Here is a 22068-nt window from a genome sequence, read left to right on the forward strand (position 1 = left end):
AGTCGGGGAGGGTCGTCATGGCCGGACGTCTGGAAGGCAAGGTCGCCGTGATCACCGGCGGCGTCTCGGGGATCGGCCTGGGCACGGTGGAGCTGTTCGTCGCCGAGGGCGCCCAGGTCGTCGCCGCCGACATCCAGGACGAGAAGGGGAAGATGCTGGAGCAGCGCTTCCCCGGCCGGGTTCGCTACGCCCACTGCGACGTGACCGCGGAGGTGGAGATCGCCGCAGCGGTGCAGCTTGCGAAGAGCGAATTCGGCGGGCTGGACATCCTGTTCAACAATGCCGGCATCTCGGACGCCATGCGCTCGATCCCGGAGATCGAGGCCGAGACCTGGACCTGGATCTACAACGTCCTGGTGCGCGGCCCGGCGCTCGGCATGAAACACGCCGTGCCGCTGATGCTCGAGCGGGGCGGCGGCGCGATCGTCAACACCGCGTCCATCGCCGGCCTGCAGGCGGGCTGGGGCCCGATCGCCTACTCCTCGGCCAAGGCGGCGGTGATCCACATGAGCCGGGTCGCCGCGGCCCAGCTCTCGCCGCAGAACATCCGGGTGAACGCCATCTGCCCCGGCCTGATCGCCACCTCGATCTTCGGCGCCTCGCTCGGCATGCCCCGCGAAGGCGCCGATCAGCTCGCCGCCCTCGTGGCCGCGCATGCGGCGAAGGTGCAGCCGGTCCCCAAGGCGGGCATGCCGGACGACATCGCCCAGGCCGCCCTCTACCTCGCCTCCGACGCCTCGGCCTTCGTCACCGGCACGCACCTGGTGGTCGACGGCGGCATCACCGTGGGGAGCCGGCACGCCTGGGACGTGAGCGCGCCCAATCCCTTCGCCGAGATGTTCGGGGACAGCTTCGCGCCGCCGACCGCCCAGGGGCAATGACTGACGAGCCGGGACTCGTCGAGCCGGAGGCCCATCGCGGCCTGACGCCCAATGTCCGGGGCGCGCTGTGGATGCTGGCCTCCGCGCTGGGCTTCACGGCCATGACGACGCTCATCAAGTTCCTGGGCGACGACTATCCGGCGGCGCTGCAGACCTTCTACCGGCAGGCGGCGGGCTTCGCGGTGCTGCTGCCGGTGATCTTGCGGCAGGGGCGGGCGGCGTTCGCCACCACCCGGCCCGGCATCCTGTTCTTCCGCTCGGCGGCGGGGACGATCGCCATGATCCTGTCTTTCTACGCCTTCCAGAAGATGCCGCTGGCCGATGCGAACGCGCTGTCCTTCACCCGCACTCTGTGGCTCGTGCCGCTAGCCGCCTTCGTGGTGCGGGAGAAGGTGGGGCCGCTGCGCGTCGCTGCCGCAGGGGTCGGCTTCGGCGGGGTGCTGCTGATGCTGCGCCCAGGGGCGGGCGGAGACTTCGCCCTGGGCGTCCCGGCGCTCGCCATGCTGGCCGCGTCATTTCTGTTCGCCCTGACCATCACCGGCATGAAGGTGATGACGCGGGACCATTCGCCCACCGTCCTGCTGGTCTGGGCCATGACTCTTGGGCTCATCTTCAGCCTGCCGGGCGCCTTCCTCACCTGGCGCTGGCCGGAGCCTGTCGACCTGGCGCTCCTCTGCATCATGGGCGTTCTCGGGACGGTCACCCAGGCCTGCTACATCAAGGGCATGCAGGTGGGCGACGCGGCGGCCATGGCGCCCATCGACTACATCCGGCTGGTGTTCACCGCCCTGGCCGGCTTCGTCCTCTTCCACGAAGTCCCGACGGTTTGGACGCTGTCGGGCGCAGCGGTGGTGGTCGCCTCGACCCTCCTCATCACCTGGCGCGAGCACCAGCTCTCGAAGGTCAGGTCTCGTCCCGCAGGCGCTTGATCGAGCGTCGGGCCGCCTCGCGGTGGCGGGGCTTCAGGTTGCGGCCGACGAGGGTCATCAGCGTCGCGAAGACGGCCGCGTCGTCGGTGTAGCCGAGGCCGGCGATGAAGTCGGGGATCACGTCGGCCGGCAGGACGAAATAGGCCAGGGCCGCGAGCATCATCCCCTTGGCGGCCGTAGGCGTCTCCTCGTCCTTCGCGCAGTACCAGACGCTCAGCGCCTCGGCGGCGAAGGGGACCTTGGCGACGGTCCGGCGGATCTTCGGCCAGAAGCCGCGGTTCACCCGCTCCTCGTTCAGCTTCACGACCGAGGGCACCAGCGCGCGGCTGGGATCGATCGGCGTACGCGGATCGAAGCCGGTGACGTTGGGTGAGTCTTTTGCGCCTGCGCTCATCGGGCTAATGCCTTCAGTCCAGTAGCGCCATCTAACGGGAGCGGGAGCAAAGCGTCCATGGAACTCAATTCATCTGTCGCCGCGGTCGTCACGGGCGGAGCGTCCGGCCTCGGCGAGGCCACGGTCCGCGCGCTCGCGGCCAAGGGCGTCAAGGTCGCCATCTTCGACATGAACGAAGAGAAGGGCCAGAAGGTGGCCCAGGACGTGGGCGGCGTGTTCTGCAAGTGCAACGTCACCTCCGACGAGGACGTGGACGCCGCCTTCGCCAAGGCCCGCGAGGCCCACGGCCAGGAGCGGATCCTGGTGAACTGCGCCGGCACCGGGAACGCCATCAAGACCGTCAGCCGCGACAAGAACACGGGCGAGACCAAGCACTTCCCGCTCGACGCCTTCAACTTCATCATCCAGATCAACCTGGTCGGCACCTTCCGCTGCATCGCCAAGTCGGCGAAGGGCATGCTGGATCTCGAGCCCATGGAAGACGGCGAGCGCGGCGTGGTGATCAACACCGCCTCGGTGGCGGCCGAGGACGGCCAGATGGGCCAGGCGGCCTATTCCGCGTCCAAGGGCGGTGTGGTCGGCATGACCCTGCCGATCGCCCGCGACCTGTCGGGCGAGGGCATCCGGGTGAACACCATCCTGCCAGGCATCTTCGACACCCCGCTGATGCAGTTCGCGCCGGAAGCGGTGAAGCAGGGGCTGGCGGCCTCGGTGCCGTTCCCCAAGCGCCTCGGCAAGCCGCAGGAGTACGCCCAGCTCGCGCTGACCATGATCGAGTGCGGCTACTTCAACGGCGAGGACGTCCGCCTCGACGGCGCGATCCGGATGGCGCCGCGCTAAGCGCAGCCACCGGCCCTGAGGCATGAGAGGGCCGCAGGCGGAAACGCCTGCGGCCTTTCTCATGCCGCGCCGCTAGCGACGGCGGCGGACGCCGCCCAGCAGGCCGCGCATGATCTCGCGCCCGACCTGGTTGCCGATGGTGCGCAGCATGGACTTGGCGAAGGCCGATCCCATGGACTGCAGCTCGGACGGCTTCTCCCGCGCGGCGGCCTTGGGCCTGGCCACAGGCGCTTCGGGCGCCGCCGCGGTGGCCGCCGTCTTCTTCTGCAGCATCTCGTAGGCGCTCTCGCGGTCGCGGACCTCGTCGTAGAGCCCGCGGACGGGACTCTGCGCCATGACGGCCTGGCGCTCGGCCGGCGTCACCGGGCCCAGGCGCGAGACCGGCGGGCGCACCGTGGTCTTAGCCACCACCGTGGGGGCGCCCTTCTCGTCCAGCACCGAGACCAGCGCCTCGCCGACGCCCAGGTGCTGGATCGTCTCGGCGGTGTCGAAGGCGGGGTTGGCCCGGAAGCTGGCCGCCGCCGCCCGCAGCCCGCGCTGCTCCACCGGCGTGTAGGCGCGCAGCGCGTGCTGCACCCGGTTGCCAAGCTGGCCCAGCACCGTTTCGGGGATGTCGGCGGGGTTCTGGGTGACGAAGTAGACGCCGACGCCCTTGGAGCGGATCAGCCGGACCACCTGCTCAACCTTCTCCAGCAGGGCCTTGGGCGCGTCGCGGAAAAGCAGGTGCGCCTCGTCGAAGAAGAAGGCGAGCCGGGGCTTCTCGGGATCGCCGACCTCCGGCAGCTCCTCGAAGAGCTCGCTCAGCAGCCACAGCAGGAAGGTGGCGTAGAGGCGTGGCGCGGCGATCAGCCGGTCGGCGGCGAGCAGGTTCACATAGCCGCGGCCCGAGCCGTCGGTGCGCATCAGGTCGGAAAGCTGCAGGGCCGGCTCGCCGAACAGGTTGGCCCCGCCCTGCTCCTCCAGCATCAGCAGCTTGCGCTGGATGGTCGCCACCGTCGCCGCCGAGATGTTCCCGTAGCGCGCGCCGAGCGCCTTGGCGTTCTCCGAGGCGTAGGTGAGCGCCGCCTGCAGGTCCTTCAGGTCGAGAAGCAGCAGCCCCTCGTCGTCGGCGGCGCGGAAGACCACCGTCAGCACGCCCTCCTGAACCTCGTTGAGCTCGAGCATGCGGGCGATCAACAGCGGGCCCATCTCGGTGACGGTGGCGCGGATCGGATGACCCTGCTCGCCGAACAGGTCCCAGAAGACGGTCGGCGCGCCCGCCGGCCGCAGTTCCAGGCCCATGGCCTGCGCGCGGGCCAGCATCTTCTCGGACGGCTGCCCCGGCTGGGAGACGCCGGAAAGGTCGCCCTTCACGTCCGCTGCGAACACCGGGACGCCGGCGTCGGAGAGGCCCTGGGCCAGGACCTGCAGCGTCACCGTCTTGCCCGTGCCGGTAGCGCCCGCTACGAGGCCGTGGCGGTTCGCGCGGTCCAGCCGCAGGAGCTGCGGATGGTCGGCCATGCCGATCAGGACGCCATTCTCGGCCATGCGGGTCTCCTCGCGCTGAAAGGGAGCGCAGGCTAGCGACCGCCGGAAAGGCGCGCCAGGGCCTCTTTCCCCGAGAGGCGAAGCCACGTTCGTGCTGGAAATTGCAACAGCAGGGGTAAAATCACTCCCAAACCACGGCAAAGCCGGGTAGGGGTCTCCTGCATTGACGGCGGCGCCCCGGCCGGGGACAGTCACCGCCCCCGTCCCGCGAAAGCCATTCGATGACCGCCCGCGCCGCCGAGTCGCCGCTGATCCGCGCTTCCCTCGCCATCCTGGCCGTGATCGCCGCGGGTGCTGCGCTCAAGTGGCTCGCCGGCATCCTCACGCCCCTGGCCCTGGCCATGTTCCTGGCGGTGATGATCGACGGCTTCGCCCGGGTGCTGCACCACCGGCTGCCGGGCGTCAGCCGCCGGGCGGCGGTGCCGCTGGCCGTGGTGATCTCGATCCTCCTGTTCGGCGGGGCGGCCTACGTCGTCGCCGACAACGCCTATGCCTTCGCCGGCCAGCTCACCAGCTACGCCCCGAAGCTGGACGGCCTGCTCGCCCGCTTCGCCGGCATGGTCGGGCTGGAGGTGCCGCCCACCGTCGCCCAGCTCGTCCAGCAACTGAACCCGACCCGCTTCCTTGGGCAGATCGCCCGCAGCCTGCAGGACTTCGCCGCCACAGCCGGCTTCGTGCTCGTCTACCTCGGCTTCATTATCGCCTCACGCCGGGGCTGGGAGCGCAAGGTTGTGAACCTGTTCCCGCAGCGGGAGGAGCGGCAGGAGGCCATGGGCATCTTTCTGCGCATCCGCGACGGCGTCGAACAGTACCTTTGGGTTCAGACCATCACCGGCCTGATGATCGCCGCCGCGTCGTGGGCGGCGATGGTGGCCGTCGGCCTCGACAATGCGGTCTTCTGGACCTTCCTGATCTTCATCGCCTCCTACATCCCGGTGATCGGCGGGATCGTGGGGGTGGCGGCGCCGCCGGTGATGGCGCTGGTGCAGTTCGAGTCGCTTTGGCAGGCCATCGTGCTGTTCGTGGTGCTGCAGACCGTGACCCTGGTGGTCGGCAACGTCATCTACCCGCGCATGCAGGGCCGCAGCCTGAACCTCGATCCGGTGATGGTGCTCCTGTCACTCGCCTTCTGGACGGCGATCTGGGGCCTGACCGGCGCCTTCCTCTCCACGCCGCTCACCGTCATGGCCATGGTGATCCTCGCGCAGTTCCCCAGCTCCCGCTGGATCGCGGTGCTGATCAGCGAGGACGGCGATCCGCTGCGGCTGCGGAGCCAGCAGAACAACACCCCCGAGGCCCTCGACAAGGCCATCGCGTCCGAACCGACCGCCCGGCGACGGAAACGCTCCGAGAGGACTTAAACGTGAGCTTGCAGTTCCTATCTATGGTGGGCCGAGGACGCCAAGCCCTCGGCGGATGCGCCCGACCCCCAAGCCAACGGGCGCAGCGAGCACTGAGCGTTCCGCCGCCCCCCCACGGCGGAGCCACACGCCGCCGGATTCTCTCCTCCGGCGGCGTCCTCGTGTCCGCAATGGGGATCGCCCGATGAACCGACCCGTGAAGCCGGCCGCCTTGCAGCCGAACCGTCGCCTCGTCCGCGCGGTGCTGGCCGCGATCGGCGACGAGCCGCAGATGGAAGCCGCCCGCGCCTTCGCCGAGCAGGCCGCCTCCGACGCGCTCACCGACGAGCTGCCCGAGCTGTCGGCGACCGAGGTGGCCGCCAACCTGGCCGACTTCTGGCGCTTCGGCGAACGCCGCCGCGGGCGCGGACCCTCCATCCGCATCACGCCGGTGGACGGCGCCCGCCACGCCGGTCTCGACCGGCTGGAGATCGTGCAGGACGACGCGCCGTTCCTGGTGGACTCGATCATGGGCGAGATCTCCGACCAGGGGCTCTCCGTGCGGGCGATGTTCCACCCCATCGTCACCGTCCAGCGGGACCGCGCAGGCGTGCGCGGCGAGACCGGCGCGGCGCGCCGGGAATCCATGATCCAGGTGATCCTCGACCCCATCGGCCCCGACCGCGAGGCGGCGCTGGTGAAGGGGGTCAAGGACACCCTGGCCGACGTGCGCGCGGCGGTGGACGACTTCCCCGCCATGCTCGAGCTGATGGAGCGGACGCTCGCCGAACTGGGCGAGAACCCGGCCAAGGCCACGGAGGAGGACCTGGCGTTCCTCTCCTGGCTGCACAAGGAGCACTTCGTGTTCCTCGGCGCCCGCGTCTATGCCTACCCGCGCCTGCCGAACGGCGACTATGCGCCGGAGGAGCCGGTCTACCAGCCCACCGACGGCCTGGGCGTGCTGCGTGACCCGGCCCGCACCGTGCTGCGGCGCGCGCACGAGCCCGCCCTGCTGATGAGCCAGGTGAAGGACCGGCTCGACGTGGAGCCCGCGCTGACCGTCGCCAAGTCCAACGTCCGCAGCCTGGTGCACCGCCGGGGCTACATGGATTACGTCGGCATCAAGCGCTACGACACCGACGGCCGCCCGCAGGGCGAGGTCCGCTTCGTCGGCCTGTTCACCGCCGACGCCTACGACCAGCCGGCGGCGAACGTTCCGCTGATCCGCGCCAAGGTGGCCCGGGTGCTGGAGCGCGCCGGGGCGGTCCCCGGCAGCCACAACGCCAAGCGGCTGAAGAACATCGTCGAGAACCACCCGCGCGACGAGCTCTTCCAGATGAGCGAGGACGACCTCCTCGACCAAGCGCTGGGCGTCCTGCATCTTTACGACCGACCGCGCGTGCGGCTGTTCGAGCGGCGGGACCCGTTCGACCGCTTCGCCTCGGTGCTGCTGTTCGTGCCGCGCGACCGCTACGACTCCGACCTGCGGCGGCGCGCGGGCGCGATCATCGCCAAGGCCTACGGCGGACGGCTGTCGGCCTACTACCCGGCCTTCCCCGACGCGCCCCTGGCGCGCGTACACTACATCATCGGCGTGACGCCCGGGCAGCACGCCTGGCCGGACCTGCGCGCGCTCGAGGCCGAGATCGCCGAGGCCGCGCGGACGTGGGAGGACCGGTTCGACGCCGCCGTCCGCGCCAGCGGGCGGGCGCCGGAAGAGGTCTCCGACACCGTGGCCCTCTACCGCGACGCCTTCCCGGCCGGCTACCGCGACCGCTTCGACGCCGCCGAGGCGCTCGCCGACGTGGCCGAGATCGAGGCGTTCGGCGACGAGCCGGTGCGCGTGCGCGCCTACCGCACGGCCGCGGACGGCCCGCTGGCGTTCCGCTTCAAGCTCTACCGTCAGGGCGAGCCGGCTCCGCTGGCGGAGGTCCTGCCGATCCTTGAGAACATGGGCCTGAAGGCCATGGGCGAGGCCGGCTTCGCCATCCAGCGCGAGGGCCGGCGCACCGTCTGGGTGCACGACTTCGAGCTGATGGATCCGCGTGGCGAGCACCTGGTGTTCGCCGAGGTGAAGGACGCCTTCGAGGATGCGGTCGCCGCCGTCTGGACCGGCCTCACCGAGAACGACGGCTTCAACCGTCTGGTGCTCGAGCTGTCGATCCCATGGCGCCAGGCGGCGCTGATCCGCGCGCTCGCCCGCTACCGCCAGCAGTCGGGCCTCGATCCGACGCAGCGGGCGCAGGAGGAGGCGCTGTCGAACCACCCGGGCGTGGCGCGGCTGATCCTCGACCTCTTCCGCACGAAGTTCGACCCGGCGATCCGCGCCGACCTGGCCGCCCGTCGCGAGCAGGCGGACGCGGTCATGGCCCGCATCATCGAGGCCCTGCAGCACGTGGAGAGTCTGGACGACGACCGCGTCCTGCGCCGCCTCGCGCTGCTTGTGGGCGCGATCCAGCGGACCAACTACTACCAGCCCGCCGCCGATGGCGGGGTGAAGGCCTACATCTCGTTCAAGGTGGCGAGCGGCGAGCTGGCCGACCTGCCGCTGCCGAAGCCCTACCGCGAGATCTTCGTGTGGGGCGTCAACGTCGAGGGCGTGCACCTCCGGTTCGGGCCGGTGGCCCGCGGCGGCCTGCGGTGGAGCGACCGGCGCGACGACTTCCGCACAGAGGTGCTGGGCCTGGTGAAGGCCCAGCAGGTGAAGAACGCGGTGATCGTGCCCGTCGGCTCCAAGGGCGGCTTCTATCCGAAGCAGCTCCCGAAGGGCGGCGCGCCGGACGCGGTGCGGGCCGAGGCGATCCGCGCCTACACCACCTTCCTCTCGGGCCTGCTCGACATCACAGACAACCTCTCGCCCGACGGCCAGGTGATCCATCCAGACGCCGTGGTGGTCCATGACGGCGACGATCCGTACCTGGTGGTGGCGGCCGACAAGGGCACGGCGACGTTCTCCGACATCGCCAACGGCATTGCCGAATCCTATGGCTTCTGGCTGGGCGACGCGTTCGCCTCAGGGGGCTCGGCGGGCTACGACCACAAGGTGATGGGCATCACCGCCCGTGGCGCCTGGGAGGCGGTCAAGCGCCACTTCCGCGAGCTCGGCAAGGACATCCAGTCCGAGCCGTTCACCGTCGTGGGCTGCGGCGACATGAGCGGCGACGTGTTCGGCAACGGCATGCTGCTGTCGCAGCAGACGAAGCTGCTGGCCGCCTTCGACCACCGGCACATCTTCCTCGACCCGGACCCCGACCCGGCGAAGTCCTGGGCTGAACGCAAACGGATGTTCGAGCTGCCGCGCTCGTCGTGGGACGACTACGACCGCAAGCAGATCTCCAAGGGCGGCGGCGTCTTCCCGCGCAGCCAGAAGGAGATCCCGCTCAGCCCGCAGATCCGGGCGATGCTGGACGTCGGCGCCGAGACCATGACGCCGGCCGAGCTGATCAGCGCGATCCTGAAAGCGCCGGCCGAGCTGCTCTACCTGGGCGGCATCGGCACCTATGTGAAGGCGCGGCACGAGGCGAACGCCGAAGTCGGCGACAAGGCCAACGATCCAATCCGGATCAACGGCGCGGACCTGCGGGTGAAGGTGGTCGGCGAGGGCGCGAACCTCGGCCTCACCCAGGCCGGGCGCATCGAGTTCGCCAGCCGCGGCGGGCGGATCAACACCGACGCGATCGACAACTCGGCCGGCGTGGACAGCTCCGACCACGAGGTGAACATCAAGATCCTCACCGGCATGCTGGAGCGCACGGGCGAGCTGACCCGCAAGAAGCGCGACACCCTGCTGCGCTCGATGGTGGACGACGTGGCGGGCCACGTGCTGGCCCACAACTACGACCAGACGCTGGCGCTGTCGCTGCTGGAGATGGACGCCGCCGGCGAGCTCGAGCCGCACGCCCGCTTCATGACCGAGCTGGAGCACGCCGGACGGCTTGACCGTGCGGTGGAGGGCCTGCCCGACGCCGCGGCCGTGGCCGAGCGGCAGGCGGCGGGGGTCGGACTGACCCGGCCGGAGCTCGCGGTGCTGCTGGCCTACGGCAAGCTGGAGCTCAAGCGGGAGATGGTCGCCAGCCAGGCGCCGGACGATCCGTTCTTCGAGCGGCGCCTGGAGGGCTATTTCCCGAAGCCGCTGCGCAAGTGGGCCGAGCCCATGCGCCGCCACCGGCTGCGGCGCGAGATCATCGCCACGGTAGTCGCCAACGACATCATCAACCGCTGCGGCCCGAGCTTCCCCTCGCGGCTGATGGCGGCGGCCGGCTGCGACGTGACCGCCTTCGTGGCGGCGTACGAGGCGGCCAAGGCGGTGCTCGGCGTCGAGCCGTTCTGGGAGGCCATCGACGCCCTCGACGGCAAGGTCCCGGCGGAGGGCCAGATGGCGCTCTACCGGCGCACGGTGGCGGCGCTGCGCGGCGCCACCTTCTGGCTGGCCCGCCGCGCGTTCCGCGAGAAGCTGGACGTGGACGGTCTCGTCCGCCGCTACGGAGCCGGCTTCAAGGCGCTGAAGGGTCTGACGCCTGAGACGGTGACAGAGGTCGAGCGCCGCGCCATCGAGGCCCGGATCGAGCAGCTCAAGGGCCTGGGCGCCCCCGCCGAGCTGGCCCGGGAGGCGGCCATCCTGCAGTCGCTGACCACGGCCGGCGACCTGGTGGACCTGGCCGAGGCCTCGAGCTGGCCGCTGCCGAACGTCTCACGGATCTACAACGCCGCCGGGGCGGCCTTCGCCTTCGACCGCCTGCGGGCGGCGGCGGGCGGGTACGCGGTCGGCGACGCCTTTGAACGCACGGCGCTGCGCCGCCTGATCGAGGACATGCTGGCCGAGCAGGCCCAGCTCGCCCGGGCGATCATGGACTTCGCCGGCGGCCAGCAGGCCGGCGCCGACGCCGCCTCGGCGCGCGATGCGGTGGGCTCGTGGGCGGCGCTGCGTCCGGAACAGGCCCGCGGCGCGCTGCGCGTCATCGAGGAGATCGAGGCGGCCGGCGGGGCCTGGACCTTCGCCAAGCTGACCATCGCCAACGCCGCCCTGCGCGAGCTGGCGACCGAGGCGGCGAGCAAGCGCAAGCGATAGGGCGAGTTCCTCCCCCGCCGGGGAGGGGCGCCCCGAAGGGATGGAGGGGGTCGGCTCATACATCTGAGCACACCCCCTCACCCGCCTCGCGGGAGCTCCCCGGGAGGGGGAGCGCCGATCTTGTGGTCAGTGCCGGAAGACCCGCACGCCAGTGAACACCATCGCCAGGCCCCGCTCGTCCGCGGCGGCGATGACCTCCTCGTCGCGGACCGAGCCGCCGGGCTGGATCACGGCCGTGCAGCCGGCGTCGGCCGCCTGGATCAGGCCGTCGGCGAACGGGAAGAAGGCCTCGGACGCGCAGGCCGAGCCCGTCAGGTCCAGGCCGAAGTCGGCGGCGCGCAGCGCGGCGATCCGGGCGGAGTCCTTGCGGTTCATCTGGCCCGCACCGACGCCCAGCGTCTGGCCGGCCTTGGCGTAGACGATGGCGTTGGACTTCACGTGCTTGGCGACGGTGAAGGCGAACAGCATGTCCCGCACCTCGGCGTCGGTGGGGGCCCGCTTTGTCACCACCTTCAGGTCGGCGGGCGCGAGCCGCGCGTCATCGCGTGACTGCACCAGGAAGCCGCCCGAGACCGACTTGAAGGTCACGCCCGGCTGCAGCGGGTCGGGCAGGCCGCCCGTCACCAGCAGGCGGACGTTCTTCTTCTTGCGGAACAGGGCGACGGCGTCCTCGTCGGCGTCCGGGGCGATCACCACCTCGGTGAACACCTCCAGCACCTGCTCGGCGGTGGCCGCGTCCAGCTTCGAATTCAGGGCGACGATGCCGCCGAAGGCGCTGGTGGGGTCGCAGGCGAGCGCCCGCTCGTAGGCCTCCTTCAGCGACGCCCCGGTGGCCACGCCGCAGGGATTGGCGTGCTTGATGATGGCGCAGGCCGGGCCGGCCTCGGGAGCGAACTCGGCGATCAGCTCAAAGGCGGCGTCGGTGTCGTTGATGTTGTTGTAGCTGAGCTCCTTGCCCTGGAGCTGGCGGGCCGTGGCGACCCCGGTCCGCGGGTTCGGGAAGCGGTAGAAGGCCGCCTTCTGGTGCGGGTTCTCGCCGTAGCGCATGGTCTGGGCAAGCTCGCCGGCGATGCTCATGCGGCGCGGGGCGTCGTCGCCGAGCTGGGCGGCGAACCAGCCGGAGATCGCGGCGTCATAGGCCGCCGTGCGGGCGTAGGCGCGGGCCGCCAGGCGCTTGCGCAGCTCGAACGAGGTGGCGCCTGCGGCCTTGAGGGCGTCCAGCACCTCCTGCAGGTCGGCGGGCTCGGTGCAGACGGCGACGTAGCCGTGGTTCTTGGCCGCCGAGCGGATCATCGCCGGACCGCCGATGTCGATGTTCTCCACCGCCGTCTCGTAGTCGGCCCCCGAGGCGACGGTGCTCTCGAACGGGTAGAGGTTGACGTAGACGAGGTCGATGGCGCCGATGCCGTGCGCGTCCATGGCCGCCTTGTGCTCGGGCGCGTCGCGCACGCCCAGCAGGCCACCGTGGACGATGGGATGCAGGGTCTTCACCCGGCCGTCCATCATCTCCGGGAACCCGGTCAGCTCCGAGATGTCCTTCACCGCCAGGCCGGCGTCGGCGATCGCCTTACGGGTGCCGCCGGTGGAGACCAGCTCCACGCCCATGTCGGCCAGGGTCCGGGCGGCCTCCACGAGACCGGTCTTGTCGGAGACCGAGATCAGGGCGCGGCGGATCTGGATCTTGTCCGGGGCGGGCGGGAAGTCGGGGGCGGCGGGCACGGCATTCTCCTGCTGTGGGGTCAGTCGGAAGATGCCCAGGCGAGCGGCGGGATATGGCCTCCGCGCTCCCCGGTGGTCACCCACCTTCATCGCCAGTCACGCGGAGATGGCGGCCCTGCTACGCGGGCCGGGGGCCGGCGTCAACGCGACTCGGCGGCCGACAGCTTCCAGCGGATGCGGGCGCCCTGCTCCAGCCTCGCCTGGCCGCGCAGGACGATCTGCTGCGAGCGGCGGGCCTGGCCGTCCTGGTAATGGACCGAGGGCTCCAGCGCGACCTCGAGCGCGTCGTTCCGCAGCCACCAGCCCTGTTCCTGGCCCTCGGGCTTCAGGAGCACGCTCTTGCGGTCCCGGGCGATCAGGGCGTGGACCTGCGGATGCAGATGGAAGCGGACCATGAACGGCGCGAACTTGCGCCCCCCGGGCACGCGGCCGCCGGCCGGGATCAGCCGGTCCTCGCCCCGGAGCTCGTCGGCCTCCACGTCGATGTAGAGCCGCCGCTCGTGCCGTAAGCCGAAGCGCCCGGCCCAGCCGTCATGCGCCAGCTCCAGCCAGAGCGCGCCGGGCGCCTCGTGCCGGCGGGCCTCCACCGCCTCGACCGCGCCGGTCAGCCGAGGGCCCAGCACTCGCGCCGGGAAGCCGCGCAGGGGTTCACCGCAGCAGGCGTCGCCCACCGACACCGTGGAGGCGGCGTCCACCAGCCGCATGGCCTGTGGCCCCTGGGCGTCCGGGGACCAGCCGCCGCCGACGATGAGCCGCTTCGCGCCCACCAGCACCTCGATGGCCAGCGGCTGGGCGCAGGCGGAGACGCTGAGCGGGCCTTCGGCCGGCGGCGCGGCGTCGGCGACGATCTGCAGCGAGCGGGCTTCCAACCGGTGGTAGCCGTTGCGGGCGGCGGGCCGGGTGCGTTCCTCGCCTTCGTCGCGGGCCCGGGCGGCGGCCACATAGGCGGGTTGCAGCTCCTCCCCGCCCTGGAAGGCTGCGAGCCGTCCGTCGGCGAGGGTGAAGAACCGCACGGCGCCAGCCAGCCGGTCGATGGCCCGCATCACCTCGTCGGGCGGCGCCACGCCGCGCTGCACGAGGGCGTCGTCGAGGGTCAGCAGGTCGAACAGCAGCTCCAGGGCGGCTTGCGGGCTGCGCGAGGCGTGGCCGCCGTCGGCGGCGACGGTGACCGGCAGCGCGCGCTTCAGCTTCTCCAGGGCGGCGGTTAGAAGCTGGTCCGCCGCCCGGCCGCCGAGCGCGGTGGCGGCGACCGCCGCGGCCGCCGCGCGCTCCGATCCGCGCGCCGGCCCGTCCGAGACCTGCAGCAGGAAGCGCGCCTGCCGGGCGAGGTCGAGCGCCACATCGGCGGTCTCGGCCTCGGACGCGCGGCTGCACAGGCTGCGGACCTGGCAGGCGAGGTTGAAGACCCGCCGCTCCAGCACCTCCGGGCTCCACGAGAACGCGTTCCAGCGCCCGAAGGCGCGGCGCCACTCCAGCACCAGCCGCAGGGCCTCGGTCGGCCCCTGCGGCCCGGCGGCGGCGACGTCCTTCAGCCAGCCCATGCGGTGCAAGGCGACGGCGAAGGCGCGATCGGGGCTCGGGCGGTCCCACGGGTCCCCCCGCGGGCCGACGGTCAGGGTGGCGCCCGCCAGCACGAAGGCGCCGGCCAGGATCCGCGCGCCGTTCTCGGCGTCTACCGGACGCAGGTCGCGCGGCGCGGCGCCCAGGCCCTCGGGGCGAGGATTGACCAGGGTCCAGCGGTGCAGGGGCGTGCCGCGCCACTCCGCGACGAGCTGGCGGCGAACGGCGACGGCGGCGGCGGCGACGGCAAAACGGCCGGGGAGGCTGGCGATCGGCCCGGCCATGCCCCCAGCCCTCCCCGCCTCACCCGCCCCGGAGGGCCGCGATGTTGCCGGCGTAGGCCTCTGCCCCGCCACGGAAGACCGCGCTGCCGGCCACCAGCGCGGTGGCGCCGGCGGAGATGCACAGGGGGGCGGTCTGGGGCGTCACCCCGCCGTCCACCTCGAGGATGATGTCCTTGCCCGAGGCGTCGATCATCCGGCGCAGCGCCTCGACCTTGCGGAGCTGCGAGGACAGGAAGCTCTGTCCGCCGAAGCCCGGGTTGACCGACATGACCAGGACCAGGTCCACGTCGTCCATCATCCACTGGATGACCGACGGATCGGTGGACGGGTTGAACACCACCCCAGCCTTCGCGCCGAGCTCGCGGATGCGCCGCAGGGTCCGGTTCAGGTGCGGACCGGATTCAGGATGTACGCTGATCAGGTCGGCGCCGGCGGCGCGGAACGCCTCCAGGTAAGGATCCACCGGCGCGATCATCAGGTGCACGTCGAACGGCAGCTTCGAATGCGGCCGCAGGGCCTTCACCACGTCAGGGCCGATGGTGATGTTCGGCACGAAATGGCCGTCCATCACGTCCACGTGCACCCAGTCGGCGCCGGCCGCCTCGATGGCGCGCACCTCCTCGCCCAGGCGCGAAAAGTCCGACGCCAGGATCGAGGGCGCGATGATGGTCGAAGAGGCCGCCATGGCTCCCGGACTTAATGTGATGCGCGCCCCCAGGCCAGTGTCGGGCGCCCGACGGGGTGCGCGCAGGTGTCGCAGGCCGGCTCAGGCGCTGCGGCGCAGCCGGGCGATGAAGAAGCCGTCCGTGCCGCCGGGGCGGTGGTGCGGCAGGATTCTTAGCGTCCCCTGGGGCGTCAGGCTGGCCTCGGGCGCGCCGCCCTCGCCGGGCCCGATGGGGTCGAGCGCGAACTCCGGCGCGCGGGCGAGGAAGGCGTCCACCTGCGGCTGGCCCTCCTCAGGCTCCAGCGAGCAGACGCAGTAGACCAGCACCCCGCCCGGCTTCACGCGGCGGCCGGCAGCGTCCAGCAGGCGGCTCTGGAGGGCGGCGAGGCTGGCGATGTCGGACGGGCGGGCGGCCCAGAGCACGTCGGGCTGGCGGCGGAAGGTGCCGGTGGCCGAGCACGGCGCGTCCAGCAGGACGGCGTCGAAGCGGCGGCGGTCGGTCCATTCGGCCGCGTCGGTGGCCACCACCTCTGCGGCGAGCCCCGTGCGGTCGAGGTTTTCGCTCACGCGCTTCAGCCGGCCCGGCGACTTGTCCACGGCGGTGACCCGGGCGCCGGCGGCGGCGAGCTGCAGGCTCTTGCCGCCGGGGGCGGAGCAGAGGTCGAGCGCGGTCTGACCCGGCTGGACGCCGAGGAGCCGGGCGGGCACGGCGGCGGAGGCGTCCTGCACCCACCAGGCGCCTTCCTTGAACCCCGGCCAGGCGGAAACCTCCCCCTTCAGGCCGACGCGCAGGGTCCCGCCGGGCAGGACCTCCGCCTCGAGAGGGGCCGCCAGCGACTCGGCCGCGGCGGGATCCTTCGGCGTCAGGTCTGTGGCGGGCTCCTCGGCGATCCGGCCCGCGATGGCGCGGGCTTCGTCCTCGCCATAGGCGGTCCGCCAGCGGGCATAGAGCCAGGTGGGCGCCAGCAGGTTCGGATCCGCGAGGTCCGGCGGCTCCCGGGTGAGGCCGCGGAGCACCGCATTGACCAGGTTCTTGAATGGCCGCGTCGCCTTGTCCGCGGCGGCGAGGTCGACGGTCGCGCCCACGGCGGCGTGCGCCGGGGTCTCCAGCACGAAGAGCTGAGCCGCGCCGAGGCGCAGGACGTTCACCACCCGCTCCGGCGGCGGCTTCTGCAGCCGCGCCTGCAGGGCCGCGTCGATCGGGCCGAGCCGCCGCAGCGTGGCCATCACGAGGGCGCGGGCGAAAGCCCGGTCGCGCGGGCTCAGCGCCTTGAGGCCCGGGTGCGTCAGCCCCTCGTCGAGGCCAGCCCGGCGGGCGAGGGCGGCGGTGAGCAGGTCGAGGGCGGCGGCGCGCGCCGCCAGGCCCTGCGCGTCGTTCGTGCGGGTGTCGTTCACCCGCGCCGGGTTGCCCGCTCAGGCCGCGCGGCGCAAGGGCTGGTTTTCGCCCGCGCCCTCGACCGCGGCGCGCGGACGTCGGCCGGCGAGCAGCACGCCAACGCCGAACAACGCCATGGCCAGCACGACCAGCACCTCGCCGCCCATGAGGATCGGCAGGATCGGCGGCTTGCCTTGCAGGATCTGGGCGAGCATCGAGAGCAGCATCAGGTTCCCCAGGTTGGCCATGACGAAGACGGTCCAGCCGAGCCGCACCGGCGCGCGGTCGCCCGCCACGCCATAGAAGGCGCCCATGAGGGCCAGCGTCGCCCAGCCGAGCAGGTTGATGTGGGCGTGCAGCGGACGCATGGTGAAGTCCTGCGTCGCGCCCATGAACATGCCCAGCGACATGCCTGCGAGCGCGTAGAGCACGGCCGTCGCGAAGAAGGCGGTGGAGATCCGGGGCATCGTTAGCCTCCTAGGTTTCAGGAGGGCGGCATTTGCCCGAGCCGGCGCCGCTTGGTGGTGACCGCCGTCACACCCTAGATAGGGGCCATGACCGACGCGCCCCCCAACGCCGCTCCCGGCAAGGAGCTCTCGCCCGCCGCCCGCCGGGCCCTGGAAGAGGCCGAAGCCCGCCGGCAGGCCGCCATCGAGGCCGAGCGCGCCGCCGAGCAGGGCGGCCCCCGCGGCCCCGAGCCCACCCGCTTCGGCGACTGGGAGCGGAAGGGGATCGCGGTCGACTTCTAGCCCCTCAGGCCCCCGCCATCTCGCCGGCCACGCGGATCGCCGCGGCCTGCGGGTCGTTGGCCGCGGTGATCGGGCGGCCGCAGACGATGTGCGAGGCGCCCGCCTGCAGCGCCTCAAGCGGCGTGGCGGCCCGGGCCTGGTCGTTCTTCGCCGACCAGTCGGGCCGGACGCCCGGCGTCACCACCAGGAAATCCTTGCCCCCGAGGGCGCGGGCCAGCGCCGCTTCATGCGGGCTCGCGATCACCCCGTCGCAGCCGGCGGCGATGGCCTGGTGGATGCGCCGCTCCACGAGGACGCGCGCCTTTTCGGCATAGCCCATCTCCTCGAGGTCGGAGTCGTTCAGGCTGGTGAGCACGGTCACCGCCAGGATCTTCAGGTTAGACGCCCCGCGCCCGCGCACCGCCGAGGCCATCACCTGCGGCTCCCCGTGCACCGTCAGGAAGTCGCAGCCGGACTGCGCCAGCACGGCGGCGGCCCGCTGCACCGTGGTGCCGATGTCGTGCAGCTTCCAGTCCAGGAACACCTGCTTGCCGGCCGCCTTGAGCTCGCGGGCGAGGCCCATGCCGTCGCTGGCGAACAGCTCGAGCCCCACCTTGTAGAAGCTCACAGCGTCGCCGAGCGCCGCCACCATCGCCCGCGCCTCGTCGGCGGTCGGCAGGTCCAGCGGGACGATCAGGCGCGGATCAGCCGTGATCTGGGCGTGTGCAGGCGCGGCGGCGGCCATGACGAAGGCTCCGTGCAGGCGGGACCATGGGTGGTCCGGCGGCGTCGATTTGGGCTAAGAGCCTTGCATGAGCCAGTGGGACTTCGCGGTCAACTTCTTCGTGGCGCTGTTCGCGCTGCTGGATCCCGTGGGCAACGTGCCCGTCTTCGCCGCCGCCACCGCCGGCGTGCTGGGTCGAGACCGCGCGCGGATTGCGCTCTACATCAGCCTGTTCGTCGTCGGCTTCCTGACGTTCTTCTACTTTTCGGGCCTCAGCCTGCTGACCTTCTTCGGCATCTCGCAGCCGGCGTTTCGCATCGCCGGCGGCGTGATCCTGTTCATGCTGGGCCTGGAGATGGCCCGCGACGACTTCACCGCCACCTACGCGGACGCCGCCGATCCGGAGGAGGCGGCGAAGGGCGGCCGGACCTACGCCCGCAAGCGCTTCGAGCGGATGATCGTACCCTTCGCCATGCCGCTGCTGATCGGCCCGGGCGCCATCTCCACCGTGGTCATCTACGCCGACCAGGCGCGGGCCTACGGACTGGCCGGCGCGGCGATCGGCGTCGGCGTGATCACCGCCGTATCCGTGGCGACCCTGCTGGCCTTCCTGGCGACGCCACTGATCACCCGCATCCTCGGCCGCATCGGCCTGACCATCGTCGTGCGGGTGCTGGGCCTGATCCTCTGCGCGCTCGCCGTGCAGTTCATGTTCGCCGGCCTGGCGGACTCGACCATCGGCATCATCCAGCCGGAAGCCGCCGCGCCCTACCAGAACGGTCACTAGGGCTGGCGGAAGCGCTGGCTCTGGCCGGCGAGGATGGCGAGCCCCCATTCGTCGGGGATCAGCTTGGCGAAGGCGGCGGCCGCCTTGTTGGGTGCGCCAGGCACGCAGACGGCGCGGTTGGCCTCCACCGCCTCGTAGCCCGCTGCGGCCACCTCGTCGGCGCCCATCCAGGCCCAGGCCGGCGTGGAGGCGCGCACCCGGTCCCGGGTGCCGTTCACGTCGTGGAACTCGGAATAGGTGAAGCCCGGGCACAGCGCCGAGACATGGACGCCCTCGTCGCGGCTCTCGAGGTGCAGACTCTGCGAGAACTTCACCAGGAAGCTCTTGGTGGCCCCGTAGAGGGTGTGGCCCGCGGCGCCTGGGATGAGGCCGGCCAGGGAGGCGACGTTCACGATCCGGCCGAAGCGGCGCGCCACCATCCCGGGCAGCACCTTGTGGGCGAGCTCGCAGGGCGCGTGCAGCATCACCTGCAGGAAGGCCGCCTGGTCGGACCAGCTCGTCTCGGCGTAGACGCCCGGCAGGCCGTAGCCGGCGTTATTGACCAGGAAGTCGACCGCCCGGCCATGCGCGGCCAGGTGGTCGAGGATCTGCCCCGGACCTTCCGCCTGGGCGAGGTCGGCGGTCACCACCAGTGTCTCCACGCCCGAGCGGAGCCGGATCTCGTCGGCCAGCTTCTCCAGCCGATCGGCCCGCCGGGCGGTCAGCGCCAGGTCGTAGCCGTGGCCGGCCAGGATGCGCGCGAACGCCGCCCCGATCCCGGCCGAGGCGCCGGTCACCAGCGCCAGTCTGCGTTCCATGGGCCCTCCGCGGTCACCGGCCGGAGCCTACGGCGCGCCGCCCGCCTTGCAAGCGCCCGCCTCGGCTGGGGGACCTACGAGATTGAACGGCCATGGTTTTGGGTGTATCGCGCCGGCCGCGTGACGGCATGGGGCCGCCCAAGGGGACGTCCAGCGTTGTTGTCCCCGGAGAATCTGGATGGCTGAACCGGCCGGCGCCCTGGGGGATGGGGTGGAAGCGACACAACACCCCCACAGGGAGAAGTTCTGGGCGCTCGCCCTGGGTTCGGTTGGGGTCGTCTTCGGCGACATCGGCACCAGCCCGCTCTACGCCATGCGCGAGGCCCTGGCCCATAGCCGCGGTGGCGGCACGGCCGAGTTCGCGGTGCTCGGCGTGGTCTCCCTGGTGATCTGGGCCCTGATCCTGATCGTCACCATCAAGTACGTCGTCTTCCTGATGCGGGCCGACAACAAGGGCGAGGGCGGCACGCTCGCGCTCATGGCCCTGGCCCAACGGGTCAGTCCCGGCCGCCGCTCGATGATCATCTTCCTGCTCGGCGTGTTCGGCGCGGCGCTGTTCTACGCCGACGGCATCATCACCCCCGCCGTCTCGGTGCTGGGCTCGATGGAGGGCATGAAGGCGCTGCCGGGGGTGGGGCCCAGGCTCGCGCCGCTCGTCCTGCCCGCCACCATGGTCATCCTGGTGGTGCTGTTCCTCGTACAGTCGCGCGGCACGGCCAACGTCGCCAAGCTGTTCGGGCCGGTCACCGCGGTGTGGTTCGTGGTGCTGGGCGCGCTCGGGCTGGTGCACATCTCGGACGACCTGTCGGTGTTCCGGGCGCTGTCGCCGCACTACGGCGTGGCCTTCCTGATCTCCAACGGCTTCCTGGGTTTCGTCATCCTGGGCAGCGTGTTCCTGGCGGTGACCGGCGCCGAGGCGCTCTACGCCGACATGGGCCACTTCGGCAAAGGCCCGATCCGCGCGGCCTGGGTGGTGCTCGTCCTGCCGTCGCTGGTGCTCAACTACCTCGGGCAGGGCGCCATGGTGCTCGCCCATCCGGAGACGGCGGAGAACCCGTTCTTCGAGATGATCCCGGAGCTGGTCTACTGGCCGGTCTGGCTGCTCTCCATCGCGGCCACCGTGATCGCCTCTCAGGCGGTGATCACCGGCGCCTTCTCCATGACCCAGCAGGCCGTGCAGCTCGGCCTCTTCCCGCGGATCGACATCCGCCGGACCAGCGAGACCCAGGCCGGCCAGATCTATGTGCCGCAGGTCAACATGTTCCTGCTGGTGGGCGTGCTGATCCTGCTGGTGATGTTCCGCACCTCGTCGAACCTCGCCGCCGCCTACGGCATCGCGGTCACCGGGGCGATGTTCGTGGACACCCTGCTGTTCTTCTACATCGTCCGCTACATGTGGAAGCGGCCGGTCTGGCAGGCCTCGCTGGCCACGGCCGCCTTCGGCTTCCTCGACCTGGTTTTCATCTCATCGAACCTGCTGAAGATCCCGCAGGGCGCCTGGCTGCCGCTGGTGCTGGGCGCCGGCCTCGTGCTGATCATGTGGACCTGGTCCCGCGGCACGCAGATCCTGTCCGAGAAGACGCGCCGCGACAGCGTGCCCCTGACCGAGCTGGCCGACATCCTCAAGGCCCGCGCGCCCTACCGGGCGCCGGGCACGGCGATCTTCCTGACCTCCGATCCCGACACCTCGCCCGTCGCGCTGATGCACAACCTCAAGCACAACAAGGTGCTGCACGAGAAGAACATCATCCTGACGGTGGAGACGGCCGAGACCCCCCGCGTGGACGACGAGAAGCGCGTGCGCATCGAGCCGCTCAACGAGGACTTCAAGAAAGTGATCATCACCTACGGCTTCATGGAGAGCCCCAACGTGCCCAAGGCGCTGGGGCTGTGCCGCAAGCTCGGCCTGAAGTTCGACATCATGGCCACGAGCTTCTTCCTCGGCCGGCGCTCGGTGGTGCCCTCGGCCCAGTCCGGCATGCCGCTGTGGCAGGACAAGCTGTTCATCTTCCTGATGCGGAACGCCGCCAACCCCACCGACTTCTACAAGATCCCGCCCGGGCGGGTGGTCGAGATGGGCACGCAGGTGACGGTCTAGAGTGGTCCAGGTCCTCGCCTATGTGGGAGATGCGCTGTCGGTGCTGGCGCTCTCCATCATGTTCAGCCTGTCGCTGGCCATCCACCGGGCCGACCCGCAGGCCAGCCGCGTCCGCATCTGGGCGCTGCCGGCCCTGGCGGTGCTGCTGAGCTTTCCGCTCGGCTACCTGGCCCGCACCTGGCCGGCCGAAGCCGTCCAGGCCGGCGTGGTGGTCGGCGCTCGCGCCCTGCTCGCCTCCACCTTGGCCATTGCGCACCTCAGCCTGATGCAGCGACGCGGTTAGGCCTTGAACCCCGCGGCCTTAGGCCGTTTAAGGCCCGCGACACCCGTTCTTATCGAAAGCTACTCCCCGA

18 protein-coding genes and 1 riboswitch are annotated in these 22068 nt (G+C 71.4%); of the genes, 9 read left to right on the top strand and 9 right to left on the bottom strand.

The window, feature by feature from the left end; genetic code table 11:
* Positions 1–17 precede the first annotated feature (17 nt).
* Together ACE3Q8_RS06175 and ACE3Q8_RS06180 are read left to right on the top strand one after the other, a co-directional pair.
* Positions 18–881 carry an SDR family oxidoreductase gene (locus tag ACE3Q8_RS06175; protein ID WP_374469377.1) on the top strand — a complete coding sequence of 288 codons (864 nt, stop codon included), beginning with the start codon at positions 18–20 and terminating at the stop codon, positions 879–881.
* Positions 878–1810, top strand: a complete 933-nt coding sequence (locus ACE3Q8_RS06180) for a DMT family transporter (protein ID WP_374469378.1) — start codon at positions 878–880, stop codon at positions 1808–1810. Before ACE3Q8_RS06175 ends, ACE3Q8_RS06180 begins: the two co-directional genes overlap by 4 nt.
* On the opposite strand, the gene ACE3Q8_RS06185 is transcribed toward ACE3Q8_RS06180, so the two are convergent.
* Positions 1785–2204, bottom strand: coding sequence for a YkvA family protein (locus ACE3Q8_RS06185; RefSeq protein ID WP_374469379.1), 420 nt, complete (start codon positions 2202–2204; stop codon positions 1785–1787). The genes ACE3Q8_RS06180 and ACE3Q8_RS06185 overlap by 26 nt on opposite strands.
* A gap of 57 nt (positions 2205–2261) precedes the next feature.
* On the opposite strand from ACE3Q8_RS06185, the gene ACE3Q8_RS06190 reads away from it, so the two are divergent.
* A complete protein-coding gene (locus ACE3Q8_RS06190; RefSeq protein WP_374469380.1) occupies positions 2262–3044 on the top strand; it encodes an SDR family NAD(P)-dependent oxidoreductase in 783 nt (260 codons plus the stop codon).
* 72 nt (positions 3045–3116) lie between these two features.
* Here the strand turns inward: ACE3Q8_RS06190 and ACE3Q8_RS06195 are convergent, their stop codons facing one another.
* Complete coding sequence (locus ACE3Q8_RS06195; RefSeq protein WP_374469381.1) at positions 3117–4571, bottom strand: helicase HerA-like domain-containing protein; 1455 nt, start codon at positions 4569–4571, stop codon at positions 3117–3119.
* A 221-nt stretch (positions 4572–4792) separates the two neighbouring features.
* Between ACE3Q8_RS06195 and ACE3Q8_RS06200 the strand changes: the two genes are divergently transcribed.
* Together ACE3Q8_RS06200 and ACE3Q8_RS06205 are read left to right on the top strand one after the other, a co-directional pair.
* Entirely contained in the window at positions 4793–5932 is a 1140-nt protein-coding gene (locus ACE3Q8_RS06200; RefSeq protein WP_374469382.1) for an AI-2E family transporter, read from the top strand.
* A gap of 184 nt (positions 5933–6116) precedes the next feature.
* Positions 6117–10979, top strand: a complete 4863-nt coding sequence (locus tag ACE3Q8_RS06205; RefSeq protein ID WP_374469383.1) for an NAD-glutamate dehydrogenase — start codon at positions 6117–6119, stop codon at positions 10977–10979.
* Positions 10980–11105: 126 nt separating this feature from the next.
* Here the strand turns inward: ACE3Q8_RS06205 and purH are convergent, their stop codons facing one another.
* The 5 genes from purH to ACE3Q8_RS06230 form a co-directional block, all read right to left on the bottom strand.
* Positions 11106–12698, bottom strand: coding sequence for a bifunctional phosphoribosylaminoimidazolecarboxamide formyltransferase/IMP cyclohydrolase (gene purH, locus ACE3Q8_RS06210; protein ID WP_374469384.1), 1593 nt, complete (start codon positions 12696–12698; stop codon positions 11106–11108).
* Positions 12699–12724: 26 nt separating this feature from the next.
* Positions 12725–12808, bottom strand: a riboswitch (ZMP/ZTP riboswitch).
* Positions 12809–12838: 30 nt separating this feature from the next.
* Positions 12839–14542, bottom strand: a complete 1704-nt coding sequence (locus tag ACE3Q8_RS06215; protein ID WP_374469385.1) for a heparinase II/III family protein — start codon at positions 14540–14542, stop codon at positions 12839–12841.
* Between the two features lie 19 nt (positions 14543–14561).
* Complete coding sequence (rpe, locus tag ACE3Q8_RS06220; RefSeq protein WP_374469386.1) at positions 14562–15227, bottom strand: ribulose-phosphate 3-epimerase; 666 nt, start codon at positions 15225–15227, stop codon at positions 14562–14564.
* 81 nt (positions 15228–15308) lie between these two features.
* Complete coding sequence (locus tag ACE3Q8_RS06225; RefSeq protein WP_374469387.1) at positions 15309–16601, bottom strand: RsmB/NOP family class I SAM-dependent RNA methyltransferase; 1293 nt, start codon at positions 16599–16601, stop codon at positions 15309–15311.
* A gap of 18 nt (positions 16602–16619) precedes the next feature.
* Complete coding sequence (locus tag ACE3Q8_RS06230) at positions 16620–17048, bottom strand: hypothetical protein (RefSeq protein ID WP_374469388.1); 429 nt, start codon at positions 17046–17048, stop codon at positions 16620–16622.
* 87 nt (positions 17049–17135) lie between these two features.
* Between ACE3Q8_RS06230 and ACE3Q8_RS06235 the strand changes: the two genes are divergently transcribed.
* On the top strand, positions 17136–17330 hold the full coding sequence (locus ACE3Q8_RS06235; protein ID WP_374469389.1) for a DUF1674 domain-containing protein: 195 nt from the start codon (positions 17136–17138) through the stop codon (positions 17328–17330).
* Positions 17331–17334: 4 nt separating this feature from the next.
* Here ACE3Q8_RS06235 and pyrF read toward each other — a convergent pair whose 3' ends face one another.
* Positions 17335–18024, bottom strand: a complete 690-nt coding sequence (gene pyrF, locus ACE3Q8_RS06240; RefSeq protein ID WP_374469527.1) for an orotidine-5'-phosphate decarboxylase — start codon at positions 18022–18024, stop codon at positions 17335–17337.
* Positions 18025–18121: 97 nt separating this feature from the next.
* Between pyrF and ACE3Q8_RS06245 the strand changes: the two genes are divergently transcribed.
* Positions 18122–18820: a MarC family protein gene (locus ACE3Q8_RS06245; RefSeq protein ID WP_374469390.1), complete on the top strand. Its 699-nt coding sequence runs from the start codon at positions 18122–18124 to the stop codon at positions 18818–18820.
* On the opposite strand, the gene ACE3Q8_RS06250 is transcribed toward ACE3Q8_RS06245, so the two are convergent.
* Complete coding sequence (locus ACE3Q8_RS06250) at positions 18817–19617, bottom strand: SDR family NAD(P)-dependent oxidoreductase (protein ID WP_374469391.1); 801 nt, start codon at positions 19615–19617, stop codon at positions 18817–18819. The genes ACE3Q8_RS06245 and ACE3Q8_RS06250 overlap by 4 nt on opposite strands.
* A 178-nt stretch (positions 19618–19795) precedes the next feature.
* On the opposite strand from ACE3Q8_RS06250, the gene ACE3Q8_RS06255 reads away from it, so the two are divergent.
* Both ACE3Q8_RS06255 and ACE3Q8_RS06260 read left to right on the top strand, forming a co-directional pair.
* Positions 19796–21715 carry a potassium transporter Kup gene (locus ACE3Q8_RS06255; RefSeq protein WP_374469392.1) on the top strand — a complete coding sequence of 640 codons (1920 nt, stop codon included), beginning with the start codon at positions 19796–19798 and terminating at the stop codon, positions 21713–21715.
* A 1-nt stretch (position 21716) separates the two neighbouring features.
* Entirely contained in the window at positions 21717–21998 is a 282-nt protein-coding gene (locus ACE3Q8_RS06260; RefSeq protein WP_374469393.1) for a hypothetical protein, read from the top strand.
* The last annotated feature ends 70 nt before the right edge of the window (positions 21999–22068 follow it).

The sequence above is a fragment of the Phenylobacterium sp. genome (assembly GCF_041913825.1).
Lineage (GTDB): Bacteria > Pseudomonadota > Alphaproteobacteria > Caulobacterales > Caulobacteraceae > Phenylobacterium.